General features: G+C 40.5%; 21 protein-coding genes. 2 read left to right on the top strand and 19 right to left on the bottom strand.

The annotated features are described in order from the left end of the window. Positions 1–25 precede the first annotated feature (25 nt). From AAGU76_RS00255 to yunB, 7 genes are all read right to left on the bottom strand, one after another. Positions 26–889, bottom strand: a complete 864-nt coding sequence (locus AAGU76_RS00255) for a HAMP domain-containing sensor histidine kinase (RefSeq protein ID WP_342483433.1) — start codon at positions 887–889, stop codon at positions 26–28. After that, on the bottom strand, positions 890–1567 hold the full coding sequence (locus AAGU76_RS00250; protein WP_342483432.1) for a response regulator transcription factor: 678 nt from the start codon (positions 1565–1567) through the stop codon (positions 890–892). It abuts the gene before it with no gap. Between the two features lie 135 nt (positions 1568–1702). Next, positions 1703–2149: a hypothetical protein gene (locus AAGU76_RS00245; protein ID WP_342483431.1), complete on the bottom strand. Its 447-nt coding sequence runs from the start codon at positions 2147–2149 to the stop codon at positions 1703–1705. Positions 2150–2683: 534 nt separating this feature from the next. Next, positions 2684–3430 (bottom strand): YebC/PmpR family DNA-binding transcriptional regulator, encoded by a 747-nt coding sequence (locus tag AAGU76_RS00240; RefSeq protein WP_342483430.1) that lies wholly within the window; start codon positions 3428–3430, stop codon positions 2684–2686. Positions 3431–3517: 87 nt separating this feature from the next. Beyond that, positions 3518–4162, bottom strand: a complete 645-nt coding sequence (locus AAGU76_RS00235; protein WP_342483429.1) for a YigZ family protein — start codon at positions 4160–4162, stop codon at positions 3518–3520. Then, complete coding sequence (gene hflX, locus AAGU76_RS00230) at positions 4155–5432, bottom strand: GTPase HflX (RefSeq protein ID WP_342483428.1); 1278 nt, start codon at positions 5430–5432, stop codon at positions 4155–4157. The genes AAGU76_RS00235 and hflX overlap by 8 nt, the downstream gene beginning before the upstream one ends. Positions 5433–5535: 103 nt before the next feature. After that, positions 5536–6165, bottom strand: a complete 630-nt coding sequence (yunB, locus tag AAGU76_RS00225) for a sporulation protein YunB (protein ID WP_342483427.1) — start codon at positions 6163–6165, stop codon at positions 5536–5538. 109 nt (positions 6166–6274) lie between these two features. Here yunB and AAGU76_RS00220 point away from each other — a divergent pair, with 109 nt between their 5' ends. Beyond that, on the top strand, positions 6275–9562 hold the full coding sequence (locus tag AAGU76_RS00220) for a PBP1A family penicillin-binding protein (RefSeq protein WP_342483426.1): 3288 nt from the start codon (positions 6275–6277) through the stop codon (positions 9560–9562). Positions 9563–9721: 159 nt separating this feature from the next. Here AAGU76_RS00220 and spoVAE read toward each other — a convergent pair whose 3' ends face one another. The 12 genes from spoVAE to AAGU76_RS00160 form a co-directional block, all read right to left on the bottom strand. Then, the gene (gene spoVAE, locus AAGU76_RS00215; protein WP_342483425.1) at positions 9722–10078 is read right to left on the bottom strand and encodes a stage V sporulation protein AE; all 357 of its coding nucleotides are present in this window, start codon (positions 10076–10078) and stop codon (positions 9722–9724) included. An 11-nt stretch (positions 10079–10089) separates the two neighbouring features. Next, positions 10090–11085 (bottom strand): stage V sporulation protein AD, encoded by a 996-nt coding sequence (gene spoVAD, locus AAGU76_RS00210; protein WP_342483424.1) that lies wholly within the window; start codon positions 11083–11085, stop codon positions 10090–10092. A gap of 23 nt (positions 11086–11108) precedes the next feature. After that, on the bottom strand, positions 11109–11549 hold the full coding sequence (gene spoVAC / locus AAGU76_RS00205; RefSeq protein WP_342483423.1) for a stage V sporulation protein AC: 441 nt from the start codon (positions 11547–11549) through the stop codon (positions 11109–11111). 374 nt (positions 11550–11923) lie between these two features. Next, entirely contained in the window at positions 11924–13486 is a 1563-nt protein-coding gene (locus tag AAGU76_RS00200; protein ID WP_342483422.1) for a Na+/H+ antiporter NhaC family protein, read from the bottom strand. A gap of 37 nt (positions 13487–13523) precedes the next feature. Then, entirely contained in the window at positions 13524–14636 is a 1113-nt protein-coding gene (locus AAGU76_RS00195) for a DUF917 domain-containing protein (protein ID WP_342483421.1), read from the bottom strand. A gap of 18 nt (positions 14637–14654) precedes the next feature. After that, complete coding sequence (locus AAGU76_RS00190; RefSeq protein ID WP_342483420.1) at positions 14655–15389, bottom strand: aspartate/glutamate racemase family protein; 735 nt, start codon at positions 15387–15389, stop codon at positions 14655–14657. 180 nt (positions 15390–15569) lie between these two features. Then, on the bottom strand, positions 15570–17135 hold the full coding sequence (locus AAGU76_RS00185; protein WP_342483419.1) for a sigma 54-interacting transcriptional regulator: 1566 nt from the start codon (positions 17133–17135) through the stop codon (positions 15570–15572). Between the two features lie 320 nt (positions 17136–17455). Then, positions 17456–17884: an anti-sigma F factor gene (gene spoIIAB / locus AAGU76_RS00180; RefSeq protein WP_342483418.1), complete on the bottom strand. Its 429-nt coding sequence runs from the start codon at positions 17882–17884 to the stop codon at positions 17456–17458. A 9-nt stretch (positions 17885–17893) separates the two neighbouring features. Next, a complete protein-coding gene (locus AAGU76_RS00175) occupies positions 17894–18199 on the bottom strand; it encodes an anti-sigma factor antagonist (RefSeq protein WP_342483417.1) in 306 nt (101 codons plus the stop codon). Positions 18200–18354: 155 nt separating this feature from the next. Next, complete coding sequence (locus tag AAGU76_RS00170; protein WP_342483416.1) at positions 18355–19761, bottom strand: HAMP domain-containing sensor histidine kinase; 1407 nt, start codon at positions 19759–19761, stop codon at positions 18355–18357. A gap of 10 nt (positions 19762–19771) precedes the next feature. Continuing rightward, positions 19772–20458: a response regulator transcription factor gene (locus AAGU76_RS00165; RefSeq protein WP_342483415.1), complete on the bottom strand. Its 687-nt coding sequence runs from the start codon at positions 20456–20458 to the stop codon at positions 19772–19774. A gap of 143 nt (positions 20459–20601) precedes the next feature. Continuing rightward, a complete protein-coding gene (locus AAGU76_RS00160) occupies positions 20602–21090 on the bottom strand; it encodes a DUF4342 domain-containing protein (RefSeq protein ID WP_342483414.1) in 489 nt (162 codons plus the stop codon). A gap of 337 nt (positions 21091–21427) precedes the next feature. On the opposite strand from AAGU76_RS00160, the gene AAGU76_RS00155 reads away from it, so the two are divergent. After that, the gene (locus AAGU76_RS00155) at positions 21428–22888 is read left to right on the top strand and encodes an MATE family efflux transporter (protein ID WP_342483413.1); all 1461 of its coding nucleotides are present in this window, start codon (positions 21428–21430) and stop codon (positions 22886–22888) included. The last annotated feature ends 80 nt before the right edge of the window (positions 22889–22968 follow it).

The following is a 22968-nucleotide window of genomic DNA, read 5'->3' as shown; positions in this document are numbered from 1 at the left end:
GAATCTTTCCAATCCACAAACAAATCTAACAGTTTTGAAAGATTTCCTCTTGCATGGGTAAAAACACGGAAAAGGTGGATCCTTTTTTAGGTGTTGATTGTACCTTGATATACCCTCCCTCACTGGTGATAATCTCTCTAGCAAGGTAAAGTCCAATACCCACGCCCTCTTCCTCCATTACTGATGGCGAGCGATAAAATCGGGTAAAAATCTTTGGTATTTCCTGTTCACTGATGCCAATACCGGTATCTGTTATATCAATTCTACAAAAAAGCTGGTAAGCGGCTGCACTTATTGAAACACTACCTCCGCAAGGAGTGTATTTTATTGCATTGTCTACAATATTATAAAGAGCCTCTGTTGTCCACTTTGGGTCAAAAACAGCACGAACTTCCGTATCTTCAGCTGTTAATACAACGCCTTTTAATTCTACTTTTAGAATCACTTGATTTACAACATTATTCAAAAGCGCTTGAACACTGTTAGGTTTTGACGATACCGTAATAATCCCTGTTTCAAGCCGAGAGGTTTTTACCAAGGAAGAAATCAGAAAGTTCAGTTTTTCCGACTGCTCCATGAGAGATTCCACACAGCTTCTATCCTTTTGGGATAAGTCACTCTCTGCCAAAAGCTGTGTATAAAGAAGAATATTTGCAATGGGTGTTTTGGTTTGGTGAGATATATCCGAAATCAGTTCATTGATTTTTGCTTTTTCCTCCGATATCTGTGCTTTTGTGGCACTGTTCATAGCTAGATATTGTGCGAGCTTTGTTTCCAGCGCTGACATTTTGGTTTCGTCAAAACCATTTTCAATAGGTTTGCCCTCTATGGCATTATCTATCATTTGATTTAATCTGCCTATGATTTTGTCAATTTTAAACACACTCATCTACTTCACCGCCCATGTATAACCTATTCCATAAACGGTTTTGATATATTGCGGCTTGGTAGGTGAATCCTCTAACTTATCACGCAAGCGTTTGATAGTTACAGATAGGGCATTTTCGTCCACATATTCTGCACCATCCGTCCATATGCGGTCAACCAAAACACCACGTTCCAAAGTATTACCCTTATTCTCTACAAGCATCCGCAGAAGCTTTTGTTCTGTCTTACTCAGTTCAATTGGAACAGATACTTTGAAGAACTCCATTTTATCAAAATCAAAAACAAATTCACCTTGTTCAAAACGATTTGATTTTATAGGCATTTGCTTTCTTAGCTGAGTATTCACTCTTGCACGAAGCACAGCAAGGCTGAAGGGCTTTGTTATATAGTCATCTGCACCCATTTCAAGTCCTGCAACAATATCCGTCTCCATATCATTTGCAGTGAGCATTATAACAGAAATGGTACTTTTTTTCTTTACTTCACGCATTAAATCCAACCCATTCCCATCAGGCAAATTGATATCTAAAATCAGCAAGTCAAAAGCACTATCTGAAAATTTTAGCTTTGCGGAGGTGATATCATAGCACTGTGAAATTCTTATCTGTTCATTTTGTAATGCAAGAGCAATGCCATTAGTTAATGCTTTGTCATCTTCTACAATCAAAATATATTTCAAAAGTGCACCTCTTTCACTTGTTGTTTATATAAAAATAATGTAGCAATCTCTTTCAACAAAATAAATACTTTATTTTTGACTATGTTTTTAATCTTTATATGTATTTTTTCATATAATCCTTAATGTTCTGCATTTTTAGTGTTTTATTTCATAAAATCCATTATTAGGTACGATAGTCAGTTTTGTACCTGCTAATATTTTTTGACTTTCGCCGTCAATGACCTCTAACCTTATATCGAAGGAATCTTTTATGTCTATTACTTTATCTTTTTCGATAGCACTCCATATTACTGCCTCGCCCTGATTTTTCACTTCTTTTCCTGTACCAATAAATTCACCATAATTAGTTATCCAATGGTATTCTAATTTTGCATAATTTTTTTCGCTTTTAAAATCAGGACTCATGGTAATTCCTTGTGCTGAAGACATTACAGGAGTGTATGAATTTCTGTCAGTAGTTATTGTAACTGTGTCACTGGTTGTATTAACTGTGTCATTAGTTATTGTGTTCGTATCATTAGTTTTATTACAGCCTGCAAGCAAAATTGAAATAAATCCTAATAAAAGAAACAACCTTTTCATAATATCCTCCTAAAATTATATAACATGTGCCATTTGATGTACATCTCCATTGACTAACAGAGGCTTTTATCAATTGCAATTGAAATTTAAATATATTCTAACAAATTATCTTTCTAATTTTATTATAAATGATAGTATTACAAAATGATAGTTGTTTTTTAATTCCTTGCTTTTCTCAAAACACAGCTGCAACGTCGTCATTCTTTAGATGAATAGTGTGGTTAAAAGAATTATAAAAGCAATATAAATTTAATGATATAGAAACGTCACACAGCACAACCTTCAGCCACATTTAAAAAACGTTTCAAATTCTAAATACAAAAACACCTCCAAAATTATTAGTATTCTTTGATATACATAATAAAATTTAAGGTGTTTATCATCATTCAAGATTTTAGGTTTGTTGAGGATTATCATAGTTTAAGGGCTTTATACATACATTTTGTCTTTATCTGAATATCATCATCAAGCCTAATAAACCATATTTCCTAAAAACCGTAGTTGGCTGTAACCATTGAAACAACTTGTTCTCGACTATTCTTCTTCCTCTTCTTCCGGTTCATCCCAGTTGTGGTACACTTCCTGGACGTCGTCGCAATCGTCAAGAGCTTCTATTAATCTTTCAAGATATTTAACATTTTCTTCGTCTTCAACTTTTACTGTAGTTGCAGGAATGTACATGATGTCGCCCTTTATGTTTTCATATCCTGCTTCTTTCAAGCTGTGCAGTACTTTGATGAAGTCTTCAGGTGTCGTTGTAATTTCATAGCTGTCATCCTGTGTTTCAAAGTCTTCAGCTCCTGCATCCAAAGCCTGCATCATAAGAGTTTCTTCATCTATTTTGTCGCTCAGTTCAATTTCTATGATTCCTTTTCTGCTGAACAGGTAACCTACGCAGCCTGTTGTTCCAAGGTTTCCATTATTCTTTGAAAAATAATGTCTTACGTCTGCAGCTGTTCTGTTCTTATTGTCTGTGAGGCATTGAACCATGAATGCCGTTCCGCTTGGTCCGTATCCTTCGTATGTTATTGTTTCGAAGTTTTCGCCTGATGCTGCAGCCAAGCCTGTTTTAATTGCTCTGTCTATGTTGTCATTTGGCATGTTCTGTGATTTTGCTTTTTCTATTGCTGTTGCCAATGATGAGTTATAGTTCGGATCCGGACCACCCTCTCTGACAGCTACTGTAATGTATCTTGCCAATTTGGTAAAAATTTTGCCTCTTTGTGCATCTGCTTTACCTTTTTTATTTTTTATAGTTTTCCATTTCGAATGACCTGACATATTTCCTCCTTACTATCCTGCTCATTTAATTTAACATCGTATTTTACCATATAATTTTTAATAATACAAATATTTTGCAAAAAATTTTTATTCTACTATTTTACCATCCTTTACGGAGTGGTATGAAGATTGTCCCAGGTTAATTTCAGCCTTGCCGCCGGTTATTTCCTTTACAAGATCATTGAGCTTGTCCGTTTCTCCCTCCTTGACTATCAGGAAGAACCTTACCTTGTCATCATATGTCTTGTTCTTTACCATGAAGCTGTTTTTCATAAGTTCGTTGTCCATTCTGCCCAGCAGAGTGTAGTCAATTGAAAACTCCACGTCGTAGTAAAGGTTTCTCTCTACGATTATTCCGCTTTCAAGAGCTATCTTCGCTCCCTTTGTGTAGGCACGGACCAGCCCTCCTGCTCCAAGGAGCACTCCGCCGAAATACCTTGTAACCACCACGGCCACATTTTTCAGGTTTTCCTGGTTTATGACATTAAGCACAGGCATGCCTGCAGTACCCGATGGCTCCTTGTCATCGGAATACCGCTGAATGCCGGAATTCTCACCGATTGTGTAGGCGTACACATTGTGGGTTGCATCCTTGAATTCCTTTCTGATTTTTTCTATGAATTCAAGAGCTTCCTCTTCGCTTGCCACAGGCATGGCAGTTCCTATGAACCGGGATTTGTTTATTGTTGTTTCATTCCTTCCGTACCTGTGGATTGACCTGTAATCATTCATTGTCCTCACCTGTTATGTATTTACCGTACTGCTCTTTTTCATTGTCATAAAGCACAGCCTCCAATGAAACTCCTTCTCCGGTAAACTCCACATTGTCTGTCTTTCTGTTTTCATACAGCCAATAATATGATTTTAAATCAGAGTTTGGAATCAGGAGACTGTACTTGCTTTTGCTTCCGTTTATTTTCTCATCTACCGTTTCAAGCAGGTATCCTATGTTGTATTTGTTCTTTGCTGAAATGTAGATGATATCGTTGGTTGACATGGTTGTTATCTTTTCGTTAATAATTTTGTCAACCTTGTTGTAAACGGTCAGAACAGGTATTTCCTTTCCGGTTATCTTTTCCACCAGCTTTGTGGTAGTTTCCTTGTGAAGCTGCAGGTTGTCATCGTTGATGTCAATGAGATGAATTATGAGGTCAGCGTACTTGATTTCCTCCAACGTTCCCTTGAAGGCTTCAACGATTTGTGTGGGAAGTTTCTTGATGAATCCCACTGTGTCAGAGAAAACGGCCTTTCTGCCTCCGGGCAGAGTAACCCTTCGCACCTCCGTTTCCAGCGTGGCAAACAGCATGTCATGGGAGAACACTTTTTTATGTTCCGCATCTTCTTCATCTGAATACTCACTTTCAACCAGTGCGTTTAAAAGCGTGGACTTTCCTGCGTTTGTATAACCCACGATTGAAATTATCGGAATCTGATCCTTCATACGCTTCTTGCGTTTTGTTTCCCTTACCTTTCCAAGATCCTCAAGCAGGTTTTGTATATCGTTTATTTTTTCCTTTATGCGCCTTCTGTCAAGCTCAAGCTTCTGTTCCCCAGGGCCTCTTGTTCCTATGCCGCCTCCGAGCCTTGAAAGGTTGTTGTTAAGCCCTATGAGGCGCGGAAGACTGTATTTCAGCTGGGCCAGCTCCACCTGAAGCTGACCTTCCTTTGTAAGAGCCCTTTTGGCAAATATGTCAAGAATCAGGTTTGTCCTGTCAATTACCTTTGCCTCCACAATTTCTTCAATGTTTCTTATCTGCGAACCTGATAGCTCGTCGTTGAATATCACCGTGTCTATTTCAAGTTCCTTCACATAGTTGGCTATTTCCTCTATCTTTCCCTGACCCACGTAGTATCGGTTGTCTATGCTTTGTCTGTTTTGGATTACACTTGATATAACCTGGCCTTCTGCCGCTTCAACAAGCTGCTCAAGCTCCTCCATGTCGTTTTCTTCGTTATCGCTAGATAGTTGCACTGCAACTATTAAACATCTTTCCCTATCCATGCACCCTCCGAATAAATAAGTCATCTGTGCTTATTTTACCATAATTATTATGTTTGTGTACACAGATAAATATACCGCCTTGCAGTTTTTTTAATGTTTTCAGTTATTTCAGAGACGGAAGTGTCATGTAGGACTCAGGAACATCACCTACTATAACTATTTCAGCTATGAGCACATTGCTTCCCACGGTAGTGCTGCTGGTTGTTACAGGGCTTAATACGCTTATTTCAACTTCTACGGTTATGTAAATCTTGTACCTTGTCTGATTTATTCCGGATTCGGCAAACTCCGTTACAAAATCAACCAGCACGCTTCCCTGGTGCAGTATTGTGAAATGCAGCCTGGGCCCCTTGCCTGCAAGCAGCTGGCTGTCCAGAGCTGTGAACAGCGGTATGGAAAATGACTGATTTTTAAGGTCAACTATTTTTTTTTGGACATTCATGGCAATGTTGGAAGAAAGTGTGTTCATAACCATGGCGTCTGTTCGTATCATGTTAACTTTTCCTTCTCTGTCATAAGTTGGTATGAGAATTTGTTCCTTCAGGGAATTTTTGTTAAGCTCCTCCCTGACAGTGTCATTGATTATCTGTGTTGCAATTACTTTAGCCCGTACTTCGCAGATTGAGGCAAGCGTCGGTTTTATGCTCACTTCAACATAATAATAAGCAACAAGCGTAAAAAAGATCAATATCAGAAATATGAACTTGATGAATGAGGTCCTGCGATTTTTCAACTATTGATTTCACACCCTTTCTATTATATAATATGTAAGAACTTTAAATCTTTGACAATATTAGATTGATTTGTGGTATACTAGTAATGCAGTTCTAACGGAGGTTAATATGTCTAAAGAAAATAAGAAGGACTTAGAAATAATAGAAAGTAAAAATGAAGATACGGCAGCAGCCAAGAAAAAAAGAAGAGCCAAAAAGAAAAGAAAAGTAGTATTCAGAATTTCTCTTCTTGTAATACTTGCAGCAATGATAATTGTCGGCGGTGCTGTGGCTGGAATGGTTATTGGCATTGTAAAAAGTGCCCCTGAAATTGATCCTACAAACGTGCTTACAACCCTGACCGAAAGTTCGGTCATTGTCGATGAAGCAGGAAATATCATTGAACAGATACACGACCCCAATGAAAACAGGGAAATAGTAAAGTTAACTGACATTCCTGAATACTTGCAAAATGCGTTCATAGCTATTGAGGACCACAGATTCAAGGAACATTTCGGAATCGACATACAGCGTATTGCAGGTTCCCTGCTCCACAATGTGAGAGTTGGTGATCCTACGGCACAAGGTGCCAGCACGCTGACTCAGCAGCTTGTTAAAAACCTTTATCTGACCAATGAAAAATCATGGGAAAGAAAGATAAAAGAAATATACCTTGCAATTCAAGTGGAAAGAAAATTGTCAAAGGAACAGATTCTGGAAAACTATCTTAACACCATTCCACTGGGTCAAAGTTCCTACGGAGTTCAGACAGCTGCACATACCTATTTCTCGAAGGATGTCAGCGAACTTACCCTGGCTGAAAGCGCCCTTTTGGCAGGAGCAGCCAAAAGTACCGTGTACTATGCTCCGTTCAACAGGTACAACCTGGAGGACATAAGCGAAATCCCCGAAGAAGATATTGTGGGATATGTATACATAGGTTCTGTCCAATACGCATGCGTCTACAACCAGAATGCCATAGACAGGCAGCATGTGATTTTAAACAGGATGCTGGACCTGGGGCTCATCAGCCAGGAAGAATATGATGCAGCCATGGCTGAAGACATGCATACGGCACTGAACCCTGGACAGACTAAAATTGAAGGAATATCATCGTCACCAATGGATTATGTCAAGGAGAAGGTTATTGAAGCCTTGATGGAAAATCAAAACCTTGGCTACGAGGAAGCTGAAAGCTACCTATACAAAGGCGGATTGACAATAACAACTACTATTGATGTAGCAATGCAGCAATCACTTGAAGATTCATACAAAAACTTCCCAACATTGTTTTTAGGAGCAGCTCCTTCCGGCACAAAACCAACGGCTCAGGACTGGAGATACTTCAAATGGGAAAACGGTCAGGGAACCGGAAGCCTTGATTCAAACCTGAACATACTCAATGAAAACGGACAGCTGATTTATTACGCCAAAGAAAACATAATGGATGAAGAGGGAAACATCTACCTGAATTCCGGAGAATACAGCTACGATTCAAGCGGCAACCTGGTTATAAATTCAAAAAAATTCGATATTTACGCATCAACGGTGGATATCGTCGATGCCTACACGGTTGATGAAAACCTGAATTTCGTATCCCACAACATTGGGGCACTTAACATCGGAAACAATTATGAAGTGCTTGAGCAAAAAGGAACAAAGGGTTCTTTCAGAATACCTAAAAGTTACCTTGACAAGAACTCTGAAATGTTTGTTGCAGGCGGAGACAATGTTTTAAAAATTGCTTCCGGCTACTTCTATTTCCAGGAAGACGGAATTGTGCAGCCACAATCTGCAACTGTCATACTGGACTACAAAACAGGCAAGATAAAAGCCATGATAGGCGGAAGAAACATTGAAGGAAGCAAGACGTTCAACAGAGCCACCGATGCCACAAGGCAGCCGGGTTCCACAATCAAGCCTTTGTCGGTTTATCTGCCGGCACTGGACCTGGGATACTCAGCAGCATATATTCTTGATGACCTTCCTCGCTACAATGAAAACGGAGACAGATGGCCGAAGAACTGGTATGAATATAAGGACATCAAGTACTGGGGAAAAACTACTCTTCGTAAATCAATCGAGCAGTCAATAAACACAAATGCAGTTTCAATGCTTGAAACAATAGGCACAGATGCATCAATGGCATCACTTGCAAAGCTGGGGCTCATAAATTCAGACAATCCGGAGAAAGACTCCTTCGTGTCTCCTCAGGAAAACAATGCGTACAATGACGTTAACCTTGCCTCTCTGGCGTTAGGAGGACTTACAAAGGGATTCACGCCGCTGGGAATGACTGCAGCATACGGCGCCATAGCCAATGACGGTGTTTACATTGAACCTATTGCCTACACAAAGGTAACGAACAGCAAGGGTGAAACGATACTTGAAAACATACCTGAAACACATACTGTGGTAAGTCCCGAGGTTGCTTCGCTGATGAAAGACATCTTAAGGTCCACGGTAAATCCGGGACTTTCATACAAGGCTAAACTTCCTGCTGATATGGGCATCGAAGTTGCAGGAAAGACCGGAACCACACAGGCCAACGGCGACTTCTGGTTCGTTGGATTTTCACCGTACTATGTGGGTGGCATCTGGGTTGGAAACGACAATGTTCAGATGAAGCTGTCCGGTGACAGCGGGAACACAGCAAGACTTTGGAGCAGCATCATGACACCGATACATCAGGGTTTGGCTCCTGCAAAGTTCCAGCTTAATTCAAACCTGGTACCTGTACAGGTCTGCGCTCAGTCAGGAAAACTTCCTTCAGATCTCTGTGCGCTGGACCAAAGGGGAACACAGGTTATAACCGAGTACTTCGTACCGGGAACCCAACCGACGGAAACTTGTGATGTTCATGTAAAGGTTCAGGTCTGCACAAGCTCAAACCTGCTTGCTTCACCTTACTGTCCCGGAAACCTTTTGGAAGAAAGAGTTTTTGTAACAAGAGACCCGCTATATGATCCTGAATTAAAATCAGATAATTATGAAGCAAGAAAGCTTTACAGACAGATACAAGAAGACAAGGTGACTTTTTCTGTGGAAGAGCTTGAACAGATATATGCTGGTCAGGTTACGTTTGATGGTAATGGCCAGATAACCCACGTCCTGGGAGTTTCAGTAGCAGATCTGGCATTTGCAGGTCTTTTGACAGCCGACTATCAGTACCAGGTTCCTACAAAGACATGCACATACCACACAAAATGGCATTATGATCAGTGGATGAACGAACAAAATTCCGGAAACGGCAATCAGGACAACAACGGTAACGGCAACAATAACGGCAACGGCGGTAACAACGGAAACGGTAACGGGAATAACGGCGGTGCATTGGATGATATCATAAACGACATAATTGAAGATTCAGGAAGCAATGACAACCTGAATGAAATATTGGAGTCGGTTTCAAATTAAATATAGAACAAATGGGACTGTTGCATTAAGTGCATTCCTGTCATCCTGAGCGTTAGCGAAGGATCTCATATGTTGAAATGATGAGATTCTTCGAGCTAAAGCCCTCAGAATGACACGGTAGTAATCACTAATGAAACAGTCCCATTAACATCAAAATTATTATTTATTACCCTTGGGGTTGAACACAACTGCAACTATGTAGCCAAACAACAATGCGGCTGCAACGCCGGGCGCCGTTTTCATAACTCCTCCGCTCAGGGCACCCATGAAACCTTTTGAAGATGCCTGCTCCATGGCTCCTTTTGCAAGAGTGTTTCCAAATCCCAACAGTGGAACAGTTGCTCCTGAATAACCTATCTCCACAAGTTTGTCGTAAACTCCGAAATATCCAAGAATAGCCCCTATTACAACCAGCATCACCAACAGATAAGCATTGTTTTTCTTGAACGTATCAATGAATATCTGACAGATGACGCAAATGGCTCCCCCCACCACAAAACTCATCAAGTAATTCATAGTATTCTCCTTTACATTTCAATTCCCACACTGTGGGCTATTCCAGGTATGCTTTCGCCCTGAAGGGTTGCCGTGGGTGAATGGAGTGCGCCTGTGGATGTGAACAGAAGTTTGTTTATTTCCTTGTTCATCAGCTTCTTGAATAAAAACGACCCGAACACTGTTGCCGAACATCCGCATCCGCTTCCTCCGGAATGAACATCCTGTTTTTCTATGTCGTAGATTATGGTTCCGCAGTCATCATACTTCTTTTCGATGCTTTTCTTGTCGTCATTGAACATCTTGTTAACTATCCCTTTTCCTATGGTCCCCAGGTCTCCGGTAACAATAAGGTCATAATCAACCCCCGTATCCTCCAGATGCTGGCTCAGGGTATCATAAGCTGCCGGAGCCATGGCGGCGCCCATGTTGTTTGCGTCTTTGACTCCCAGATCCGTTATTTTTCCAAATGTAACGTTTCTCACCCTTGGACCGTTTCCGTTTTTCGAAAGCCACACAGCACCGGAACCGGTGACAGTCCATTGTGCCGACATGTGCCTTTGTCCACCCATTTCCAGCGGAAGTCTGTACTGTCTTTCAGCGCTGCAGAAATGACTTGAGGTTACGCATATTATGTTTTCAGCAAAGCCCCCGTCAATAATGAGTGAAGCCAATCCCATTGTAAGGGCCATGGTGGAGCATGCACCGTAGACTCCTACATAAGGGAGCATCAGATCCCTGGCTGCAAATGAGGAAGATGTTATTTGATTCAACAAATCGCCTGCAATAAGCAAGTCAATATCGCTTTTCTGCAGATTGTTTGCTTCCATGAGCTTTTCCACAGCAGATTTTTGAAATTTCAATTCGCATTTTTCCCAGGAATCCTCTCCCCACAAATCATCATCCACAATCATGTGGAAGTTGTCCTTTAAAGGTCCTTCTCCCTCTTTTTTTCCGACTATTGTGTATGTGTCCCTAACAAACACGTTGTCTTTTATGCTAAATGTTTGTTTGCCGATTTTTTTCAACTTGAACTTCCTTTCTGATTAATTTAACCTGTGATCAGTTTCAGCAATCCTGCAATAAAAGCGGCAAGATAGCCGTACACAAGTACAGGGCCTGCCAGTTTGAATATGTTTGCAGCTGTTCCAAGGATAAAACCTTCCCTTTTAAACTCCAGTGCCGGTGACACCACAGAGTTCGCAAAACCTGTTATAGGAACTACTGTGCCTGCTCCTGCCACCTTTCCAAGCCTATCGTACCAGCCCAGTCCCGTAAGCAGGGCACTCAGCCCAACCAGCGCCACGGATGCCATTGGTCCAGCATCCTCCTCAGCTGCGCCGAGGCCCGACATGAAAAGATTTTTTAAAACTTCACCCAGAAGACAGATCGCTCCTCCGAAAATAAAAGCCCAAAAGCAATTTTTCAGCATCTTGTTCTTCGGGGTGAATTCATCCACAACCTGCTTGTAACTATCCTTATTGTATTTCATCTTTCCTCCTACAGTAATACGGCGCTTTCAGGTATTCTCTTTATGGACCTGTCTATGCTGTTGCCGAAATAAATGGCCGTGAAGCTTATGACAAGAATTATTACTAATAAAAAAATCTTTTTTTTCATATAAATCACCTCATGAGTATTATTTACAAAATAATAATTTGAATACTAAAAAAAAGCACTATAAGTGCCTTTTTTAATATTAACTGTTAATTTTTCACAGCCTCTTTTCAATATTTATTTTCTTTCTTTTTTCTGCAGAATAAATCCACAACTCAATCCGAGGCCTCTCCGGTTAGAAACGTACATAAACCATAAATTTGCAAATAAAAGTTCCTGCACCTGATGCAGAAACTTTTATTTTTTTAATCAATTGATGCTGTTTTTTACAACTTTTGCTTTACTCTTGACTTCTTCCTTATCGGTTGCCTTGTTCATTACAAACAGCGCTATAATCAATAATGCTATAACAATAATATTAGTGATGATTCCTGATCCAATGGCAGCCGATACTATAAATCCCACAGTAGCCACTGCTGCACACAGTAATGCGTATGGAAGCTGAGTCTTCACATGGTCAATATGATCACATGCTGCTCCGGTTGATGACATTACTGTCGTATCTGATATGGGTGAGCAGTGATCTCCAAAAAGTCCGCCGCTGAAAGCTGCCGCAATCATTGGATACATAGGCGCTCCCAGTTTAGCTGCCAGCGGTATTGCAATCGGCACCAGAATAGCAAATGTACCGTAAGAAGTTCCTGTGCTGAAGGATATCAAAGCACCTGTAATAAATACCAGTGCAGGCAGAAACATTACCGGAATATTGCCTTTAATGATTGGAACCAGGTACTCGGCAGCCCCCATTCCCTTTGTGAGGCTGCCTATACTCCAAGCAAGAATCAATATGACATATGTCATTGACATTCCTTTTACTCCATCCATAATCAATTCCATTGCCTCGCTGAAAGTAAATGTCTTTTTAACAAGAGACTGCACGACAACCACAATGACACCAAGCAATACTGACCAAGCAAGACAAACTGCGCCGCTTGCAGAACCAATGGCATCCACAAAATCTTTTTCAGGATATCCCCCATCCCAAAGCAGTATTGGAAGAATAGAACCCATCATAACAACTATTGGCAGCCAGAAACTAGATAAATCAGTGGTCCTTGCTTCAAACTTCGCATCTGTCAGCTCCTTTGAGCTCAAGGGCTTTGACCCTGGTCTTAATACATCTCCCTTGTCGGCTCTTCTTTCAGCTTTAAGCATTGGGCCGAAATCCTTGCCTGTAATAGCTATAGCCAGTACCATAACCACCACCAGTATTGCGTAGGAATTATAAGGAATTGTCTTCAAATATGCAACATATGGTGATTCTGTTATGCCAAGTTCCATGTATGAATTCCCTATAAGCCCCATGACATATGCCAGCCATGCAGAAAAAGGAACCAAAAGACATACGGCTGATGCTGTGCTGTCTGATATGTATGCCAATTTCTCGCGTGAAATTCTTTTTTCGTCAGTAATTGGTCTGAATAGACCTCCTACCATCAAAGTGTTGAAATAATCCGAGAAAAATATCAGAATACCGAAGCACCACGCCGCAACCTGCGTGCTTTTCTTGGTTTTCATTTTTTTGGTCATGGAATATCCCAAGGCAACAGCTCCTCCGTTGTTTTGCAGGAAAGTAATCAGAATTCCAAACAATGCTGCCTGAAACAAAATTGCTGCGTTCCATTCGCTGGCCATGCTCGGAACAATATAATCAGAGACGCTTTTTATGATTCCTAAGAACGGATTCCACCCGTAAACCACTGTAGTGCCTAGAAAAATACCTGCTGTTAGTGAAATTACCACGTCTTTCGTTAAAAAAGCCAATATGATTGCTACTATTGGCGGCAGCAATGCTAAAAAACCATAATCCATATTTTCACCTCTTCGTATTTTTTAATTTATTATTTTATTATATTTCCTTGTAGTCAATATCAAAGCCGAAGTATCTCGGCTCAAGATACTTAATTACTTTTTCTGTCTTCAATACTGGATCGCAGCCTGCTACATAAACTTCAATCTCGTTACCAACTTTAATATCATCATTTCTAAGCGGCTTCATGATATTCGGTTCAACTGTACAAATAAGATCGGGGCTAGATGCAAAATATACTCCGTCAATCCAGGCAATGTGTGTTTCGTTCTTAAAGTACATCTTAAGTTCCTTGCCTGCAAAATCCTGCGTACCGCTTAAAGTATGGTAACCCATGTAATAACCTTCCTCATCCCTCCATTCTTTTTTCACAACCTCTCCCCTGAAAATGCATTTCATACCTACTGTTTTCAGCAGATCAGCCAAGTTTCCTTCTTTAGACCTTGCCTTTGTAAGTAATTTTCCGACCTCATATGCCTTGCTTACTGAGCCTCTGACCAGAAGTCTCTTTAACTGTTTTCCGCTTATGGGAAATCCGGCAAGCGCCGTCGATCCAAAAGCCACCTCGCTTAGGTACTTTCCTATTCTTTCTGCCAGTGTAATGCTTATGGCATCCTTCATGATACATACATTTCCGTACTTGTCAAAGCTCACGGCAGGGCAGAAGTTCACATTTTCAGCCATCAGACTTATCTGGAAAATTTCAGGTATAGCCCTGCCTGCATAATCGCCGTCAACTATTGTTTTGTCCAGCATTCTTCCAATTGCCATGGGTAAAGGCAAATTTGATCCTCCGACTTCAAGGGGAACTATTATATCAGCTTTCATGTTTGTATAAGCTTCCCATTCAATAACGGCATCCATCATGTTTCGTGGATATTTCTTTTCTGTAAGACCGAGTTCGGTCATATGTCTGATTTTTTCATCTGTTAAGGGAGCTGTAGAACCCATGAGGAATGTACATACAGCCACGGCATCATCGTCTATTTCCTCTACATCAACCCAGTTTATTTCACCCTTTTTTTCAAGTGCTTCACTGAACACTTTTAGTCCTTCAATAGGATTTCCGCCGCCTCCAACTCCCAGCATCGTACATCCTTCTATAAAAATTTTTGCTTCTTCTAGATTTGTTATACTTTTTTTTGAAGACATTTCAAACATCCTTTCAATTTAATTCTTTTCCGGCAAAATCATTTTTTTTGCAACAGGCGCCATGTAAGTATTGCGACCATGCCTTGCTTTGCAGGCAATCATTGCTTCCATCATTCGGACCGAGGTGCCGGCAGGATCCAGAACCGATACAAAATAACCTTCTGTTTCTAATCTTGACTGTATTATTGCAGCGTACCCTGCAAACCCTGTGCATCCCAGCACAATTACATCAGCCCCGTCCTCTTTTATGCATTTTTTTGACCCCACGTAAAGCCTTTCCAGCGCAGCATCTGAGTTGTCATAGACAGACAGAACAGGAACATCGGCGCTTCTTACGGATACAATCTTACCGGCTCTGATGTATTCTGCGTTTTGCTTTTCAATGAGCGGGATAATGTTTGGAAGAATCGTAACAATACCGATTTTCCTTCCAACTGCCAACGCCATTGCAACAGATGATTCACCGGAACCCAAACATGGTATGCTTACAGCTTCTCTGCACGCATCTACTCCAGGGTTAACGAAGCAGTAGCTGATGATTCCGTCAAAACCGTCTTTCTCCCCTTGTATGGCTTCTTCCACTACAAAAGGAGCGCTGTAGCATAAATCATACTCATTTTCAATTGAGGACGGCCCATATTTAAGTCGTCGTGCAGCAATACAAGTGTCTTTTGAGGCAAACTCCTTTATTATTTCTTCCTCCAGATAATCTGGCCTTTCTGAAATAATAGGTCTGATAAACAAAATTCTCACAATTTCCTCCTTAATTATTGATGACAAAATATAAGCATTTTTCATGCCAACATGCTGAAGTTACAAAAAATAAAATTCCCTATTAATTCAAGCTTTTCATCAAAAAAGTTTTAAAAAAACAACCAGCTGTAAAATTTGTTTACAGCTGGTGTAAATAATATTGCCGTTTGTAAATAATATTTACAGTCCGGCATATTTCTTCAACTTGTTCATTACCGTAGTATGTGATATTTTTAAATTTTCTGCTACCTTTCTGTAGGAACCGAAGCTATCGAATGCCTTTATTATATAACTGTCTTCTATTTCAGATAATTTTGCCGGCAGATTTATCGGATAATCTTCCTTCTGTATTTCTGATTCGACTTTCAGAACTTTTCTGATTGCCTCATTGTTTAGCATCAGGTCTTTAACCGTTATTGTTCCGTCAGAAATGCAGATTGCACGCTCTATGATGTTGTTAAGTTCACGGACATTTCCTGGCCAATCGTATTCCAGCAGAATCTTCATGGCATCATCTGCTATTTTCACTTTTTTTCCATGTTTTTTGGATATATCATCAATAAAGTAACGTGCTAATTTTGCAACATCACCTTCTCTTTGGCGAAGTGGTGGTATAAAAATTGGAATTATGTTTAAGCGGTAGTATAAGTCCTCTCGGAAGCTCTTTTCTCTGATCATCCTTTCCAGGTCCTGATGAGTTGCTGAAATTATCCTCACATCAATGTCAATCTCATGGTTTCCTCCAATTCTCCTTATCTTTTTTTCCTGTATTGCTCTGAGAATCTTAGACTGAAGATGAGGAGCAAGCTCACCTATTTCATCCAGAAACAGAGTACCTCCGCTTGCAAGTTCAAAATATCCCTGTTTGCCGGATGTATTTGCTCCTGTGAACGAGCCCTTGTCGTACCCAAAGAACTCGCTTTCTATCAATGATTCCGGTACTGAGGCGCAGTTCACGGCAACAAAAGGACCGTTTGCCCTGTTGCTGGCCATATGGATAGCTCTTGCAAAAAGCTCCTTACCTGTACCGCTTTCCCCTCTCAGCATTATGGAAGACAATGCAGGTGCCACCGACCTGGATATATTGATAGCGCTTTTTATTTCATCACTTTCTCCCAATATATCATCAAAGGTGATCATGGAAGGTCTCATGATTGTATTGATTAAATTTCTTATGCTGGACATCTCGCTGATTATGACAAAATAGCTTGTTACTATGTTTCCTTCGTTTTTAATAGGATTTATGTTAGCCAGAAATGCCTTTTCCTTGGAACCCGTATTGTATATGAATTCAACGCTGCATGGATCAATGTTCACATTAAGGTCCAGCACGGAGGTTGGTATTATATCGTTGATATGGCCATTCTCTGCGTTTCTCTTTTTTATGAAGATTTCAGATTTTTTATTGTAGCTTGTGATATGTCCGCTAGGATCCAGCTTCAGGATGCAGTCGTTGATGTTGTTGATAAGAGTGCCAAGTTCCACTTCAATTCTCTCGTATTCCATCAAATCGATGTATGAAATGCTTTCGATTTCAGGTATCCTGCTCTTCATGAAACTGCAGAAATCTTCCTCGGACATGGTTGAATCCCACTCCAGCTTACAGCAAATATAGGGATCTGACTCCATAGTCACTATGTTTATGCCATAATCTGCTATAGCTCTCAAAACAGCATATATAAGTCCCATTCGATTTGGAGTTCCATTAATCTTTATCCTTCTTATTTCCTTGATGATTTCTCCCATGCTGCTATCCGCCTCTCTTAATTACTTTACCTCTTTCATGGAAAATATAAACAGATTAATTTTATTCAATATTATAAAACCACAAATAATATTTATCAATATCATTTAATAAAAATAATTTTTAAAAAATTAATTTTGTAATTTTATTCTCAGCAAAACTCAGAAGGATCCTCAGAAGGATCTACGGATTATATTTAAAAACCGATACTTTAAAAAAGCATCGGTTTGTTTATCAATATAAGCTATATTCATTATTACCAACAAATGCAGCCGCACTGTAGCATTATTGTCTTCCTCACAGAATTTTGTCTTAAGCTTGGCTATTTTTTTGAACTTATGGTCTTTCTCAGTATTACTTTTGTTCCCACGTCTTTTTCGGACAGGACCACAAGCTCGTCCATAAATGTCTCCATAACAGCAAAGCCCATGCCGGAGCGCTCCAATTCAGGCTTTGTGGTGAACAGCGGCTCCTTGGCCTTTTCCACATTGACTATACCGCAGCCGAAGTCTTCCACTATTATTTCAACCATCTGTCCCTTGATTCTGCACTGTATTTCTATTTCACCAACCTGGTTCTCGTAACCGTGGATGATGGCATTTGTCACAGCTTCAGAAACAGCTGTCTTAATGTCCGATATTTCCTCTATGGTAGGATTGAGGCTTGAGCAGAATGCTGCCACTGCTGCTCTTGCAAAGGATTCGTTTGTAGAATAGCTCGGTATTTTAATATATACGTAATTGTCTTGCATCATGTCCCCCTATTTGATATTGATGATTTTGCCGATGCCGCTCATGTCCAGAATCTTCCTTACCTTCTTGCTGGCATTGACTATTTCAATGACTCCATTGCGCTTGCGTATGACCTTGTAACGGCCTATGACAAAACCAATTCCAGAACTGTCAATGAAATCAAGGCTTTTCATATCTATAACTATTTTGTTGTACTTCTCGTCTTTGATTTTTTCATCAATCAACACTCTTGATTCGTCAGCACTGTGGTGGTCAAGATCCCCTTTGAGCCTGATTGTCATTGTCTGACCTGATTCAACAAATTCTAAATTCATTTTTCAAATCCTTTCTCTGTGGTGTACAAGCTATTATACTATTTGAGAAAGAATTTTTCCTTGACTTGTTTTGTAGTTTTATGTCGATAAATAAGTATTTTTGGTTTCGCTGCTTCACAAATTCAGCATACCTTACGGTGTCAAAATTCTTTAGTTTATGTTATATAAGGCAGCAGTATTGAGAATTCGGAGCCTTTTCCGGGAGTGCTTTTAACTCGTATCTTGCCCTTGTGTCCCAGCACTATTATCTTTGCAATGGAAAGTCCAAGACCGTGACCACCTATTTCCTTGCTTCTGGACTGCTCTGCCCGGTATAGTCTTTCAAATATCTTTTCAAGATCTTTCTTTTCAATGCCGATGCCTGTGTCTTCGACCTTTATTACGTAGTAATCCTGCTGCATGTAGGCAGATACCATGATGTAGCCGTCCTGGGGCGTAAACTTCATTGCATTGTCTATAAGAATCCTTATTGCCTGCTTGATTCTTTTCGGATCCCCGTAAATGGTGGCATCGTCATAAAACTTGAAATAAAGCTTATGCTTTGTGTCAATCATCTTTGTTTCTTTTTCTATTTCATTGAGCATGATGGAAATCTTGAAGTCTTCCTTGTTGTACATGAGCGTGCTCTTGTCGCTTCTTGCAATGAACAGCAGTTTTTCAATGAGGTCCTGCATACTGTCCGTTTCATTTTTGATTGCCGTAATGGATTCCTCCAAAACAGCCTTATCGTTTTTTCCCCACCTGTCAAGCATATTCACATAACCCTTTATGACCGCAATGGGAGTACGGAGTTCGTGAGAAGCATCTGAAACGAACTGCTGCTGTGTCTTATAGCCTTCCTCTATTCGGTCCATCATTTCGTTGAATGTCTGTGAAAGCTCCTTCAGTTCATCCTCCGTTCCCTTAATATCAAGCCGCGTATTGATGTTGTTGACGGTTATGGTCCTGGTTATCTCCGTCATGTTCTTTATGGGACCTATGAGCTTGTAACTTGTCCGTGACACAATGGGTACGAAAAAAAACATTCCTATTGCTCCCGATGCCAGCACCAGCATGCTTATCCATAAGGCGTCCTTCAGCATCCCTTTTACGCTGTAGCTTAAGTTCATGTAGTAGTCCGAATTGTTGTAGTAAAAAACTGAGGAATAGATGTACTCCTGCCTTGAGATAAGTTTCTCTGCCACCACGATTATGTTGTCTGCATACCTTTCAAAGGAATTGGTTGGGTACACAGTGTTGAGACTGCTGTCGTAAATTTCCACAGAGCTGATTCTGTCATCCTTCACATAATTGTCCATGTTAGGAAAAATGCTTATTATTTCTTCCACATCCTCTGAAATAACTTCAACTTCAAACTTATGTATTTCATTTATAAGATATCCTGCCGATGTTATGGCTGCTACTATCACAATTATAAAGATGTAAAGGAAGAAGTAGGATGCCGATATTTTAAAGGCTATGGAAAATTTAAACCTTTTTAAAAGGCTGACCAGCACCTTCCATACAATCCTGAACGGATAAAGAATGATGTTCAGCAGTGTCTTGAGTATGGTTTTCATCATATGCATCCCTTCAGTCACGTATTATGTATCCAACGCCTCTTACCGTCTCAATCAGATTGATGTTGTACTTCTGGTCTATTTTGCTTCTCAGGTACCTGATGTACACATCTATTATGTTTGTGTCCCCGAAATAATCGTAGCCCCAAACCTTGTCAAGTATCTTCTCCCTGGTGAGCACAATGTTCTTGTTGATCATCATAAATTCCAGCAGTTCGAATTCCTTCTTCGTAAGCTCGATGTTTTCTCCGTCATATTCCACCTTATAGTTGTTTTTGCACAAGGACAGTTTACCGATTTGAATAATTGAAGACTCTTCTTTTTCCCTGCTCACGTAGCGTCTTTTAAGAAGTACCCTTATGCGTGCCAAAAGCTCCTCTACGGCAAAGGGCTTTGTCATGTAGTCGTCTGCACCGATGTCAAGACCGGTTACCTTGTCGGAAATGTCATCCTTTGCAGTAAGCATGATTATTGGAACGTCCGAAGTCTGCCTCAGCCTCCTGCACACCTCTATGCCGCTTAATCCAGGCAGCATAAGGTCAAGCACTATCAGGTCCACATCAGTCATCTTCCCTTTTTCAAGGCCGTCCCTTCCGTTGTTTGCTATTTCCACTTCATATCCTTCATACTTTAGTTCAAGCTCAAGAAACCTTGCAATCTTTTGCTCATCTTCCACAATCAAAATTTTCTTCTTGTCCATGGCAATCCTCTGCTTTTTTTATTATTATACTATTATTTACGGCAACTTTCAATGCCTGCGGCAGCATTATCTTTTTCATGCTCATTACCATACCCGACTTTGCCAAAGATAAAAATATCAGGCCATAGACCTGATATTTTTATCTATTCAATAATTATCTCGTTGTCGCCTGAATCTTCTGCAGGTTCATCCTTTTCTGCTTCCACGATTATTTCTTCTGACTTAACCTTAATCTTGTCAACCGTGTCCTTCATGTTCTTTTTCAAGCTGCTGACATTCATGGAATTTTTATCTTTGTAAATCTTAATCTTGCACGACGTAAGTATTGCCAGCACAAGTCCGAATATCACAACCCAAAATGCCATGATGAATGTTAAGAGCACCAATACCAAAGGAATGTTAATCAATGTTTCTCCGTCCTTGTTCCTGACGGACAGTTTCAGTGACAGAAGTCTGTTTGCGAAGTTTGTAAAGCTTCCCTTAGTCTCTGCCTTTCTTCCTCTTCTCTTTTCAAGCTCTATGATGGACTTGATCAAATCACCATCGTTTTTCTCTAAAGTGCTTTTTGCTTCCTCATAGCTTACATTAACTCTGTTTCTCAGTTCGTCTATTTGTTCCAATGTTACTTTCATTTCGCCCTCCAAATATTTTTTTCTATGACAATAATATACCTTCCAACAATTAAACATGTTTTAGTCTTTTATTAAAATAGGATTAGAATTATATTTGTTTTTCTAAGAATAGGCTATCCAGTTTCCTGTTCAGCGTTCTGATACTCACTATTGTTTCAAGCAGCAGCTGGAAACAGGCCCTAGCAAATCTTACAAAAGTTGACAAGCCCTGCCTTAAATGCTATGATTCCTATTGTGGCTGATTGGACATATGTTTAGTCATGCATATATTGTTAATATAATTGTCGATTCTATATAAAGAAAACTCTAAGTTAAAGCATCGATGAGAGGACATAAAATGAAAATAAATCTGAAATTTCCAAAGCGGAAGGAAACTGTTGACCTTGCATTGGACCTCGTTGAAGACGGCAGGGACATACAGGTTGAAAATATTAAGAAGAACCAGCTTCCTCCCCATGTTACATCAAAAATGTTGTATTCTGACATTGTGAGGCTTGCATTGCCTTCCGTTGTTGAGATGACTCTTACGCAGCTTGCATCAATGGTAGATTTGATGATGGTCGGACATCTTGGCGCATGGGCCCTTTCTGCAGTTGGCCTTACGGTACAGCCTAAGTTTCTTTTAATGGTCCTGTTCATGTCCATGAACGTTGGAGCAACCGCCATGGTGGCAAGATATAAGGGATCGGGTGACCAGGAAAAGGCAAACCTGGTTATGCGCCAGGCTTTGGTTATTTCATTGATTCTGGCTGTGGCTTCTTCAGTATTGGGATACATTTTTTCAGAAAAACTCATAATCTTCATGGGTGCTCCTGATGCACAGACACTTGAAGGCGGAACGGTATATCTTAAGATTCAGATGGTTGGCTTCACGTTTATGGCTCTCTCATCAACGGTCACCGCAGTTCTAAGGGGTGTCGGCAATTCCAGGACTGCACTTATTTACAACATGATTGCCAATGTTGTTAACGTCATATTCAACTACTTCCTCATAGAAGGACACTTCGGCTTCCCCAGGATGGAAGTTGCAGGCGCTTCTCTTGCCACAATCATAGGCCAGTTTGCGGCATTCATTTTCGCACTCATGTATATAACCAGAGGAGAACAGTACCTCCACCTGCGTTTCAAGGACAGCTTCAAACCAGATTCCAGCACAATTAAACAAATATTCACCATCGGAATTCCTGCTGCTGTTGAACAGCTTTTGATGCGGGCAGGTGTAATCATTTACGTCAGAACAATTGCAGGACTTGGGACCGTAGCCTACGCCGTGCACCAGATATGCATGAACATGCAGTCGCTGTCCTTCATGAACGGCCAGGGCTTTGCGGTTTCCGCCACTTCTCTCACAGGTCAGAGCCTCGGCAAAAACCGTCCAGATATGGCACATGCATACAACCACAGAACCAGGCGTCTTGGTATGGCCGTTTCCATGATACTTGGAGCAATATTCATAATTTTCGGAAAAAACATTGTGGCTCTGTATAACAACGACCCGGGCATCATAAGCCAGGGAGCCCGCATAATGATGTTTGTAGCCTTAACTCAGCCTCTGCAGTCGTCCCAGTTCATTCTTACAGGTGCCTTAAGAGGAGCCGGAGACACAAAGGCAACTGCAGTAATAACATTTTTGACAGTTCTTTTGTTAAGACCAATAGCTGCAATTTACTTCATAAACAGCCTTCACTGGGGTCTTGAGGGTGCATGGCTGGCTTTCATCATCGACCAGACCGTAAGGTCTGTGCTTGTTCTTTTCCGGTACAATTCCGGAAAGTGGAGAAGCATAGAAATCAAATAATTATCATAGCAGCAAATCTTTGACATTTACAGTATAAGTGATACAATAACTAACGGCGAAAAAAAATCAGGAGTAAATAA

This window comes from Sedimentibacter sp. (genome assembly GCF_038562225.1).
GTDB lineage: Bacteria > Bacillota > Clostridia > Tissierellales > Sedimentibacteraceae > Sedimentibacter.
This window is presented reverse-complemented; position numbering and strand designations above follow the sequence as displayed.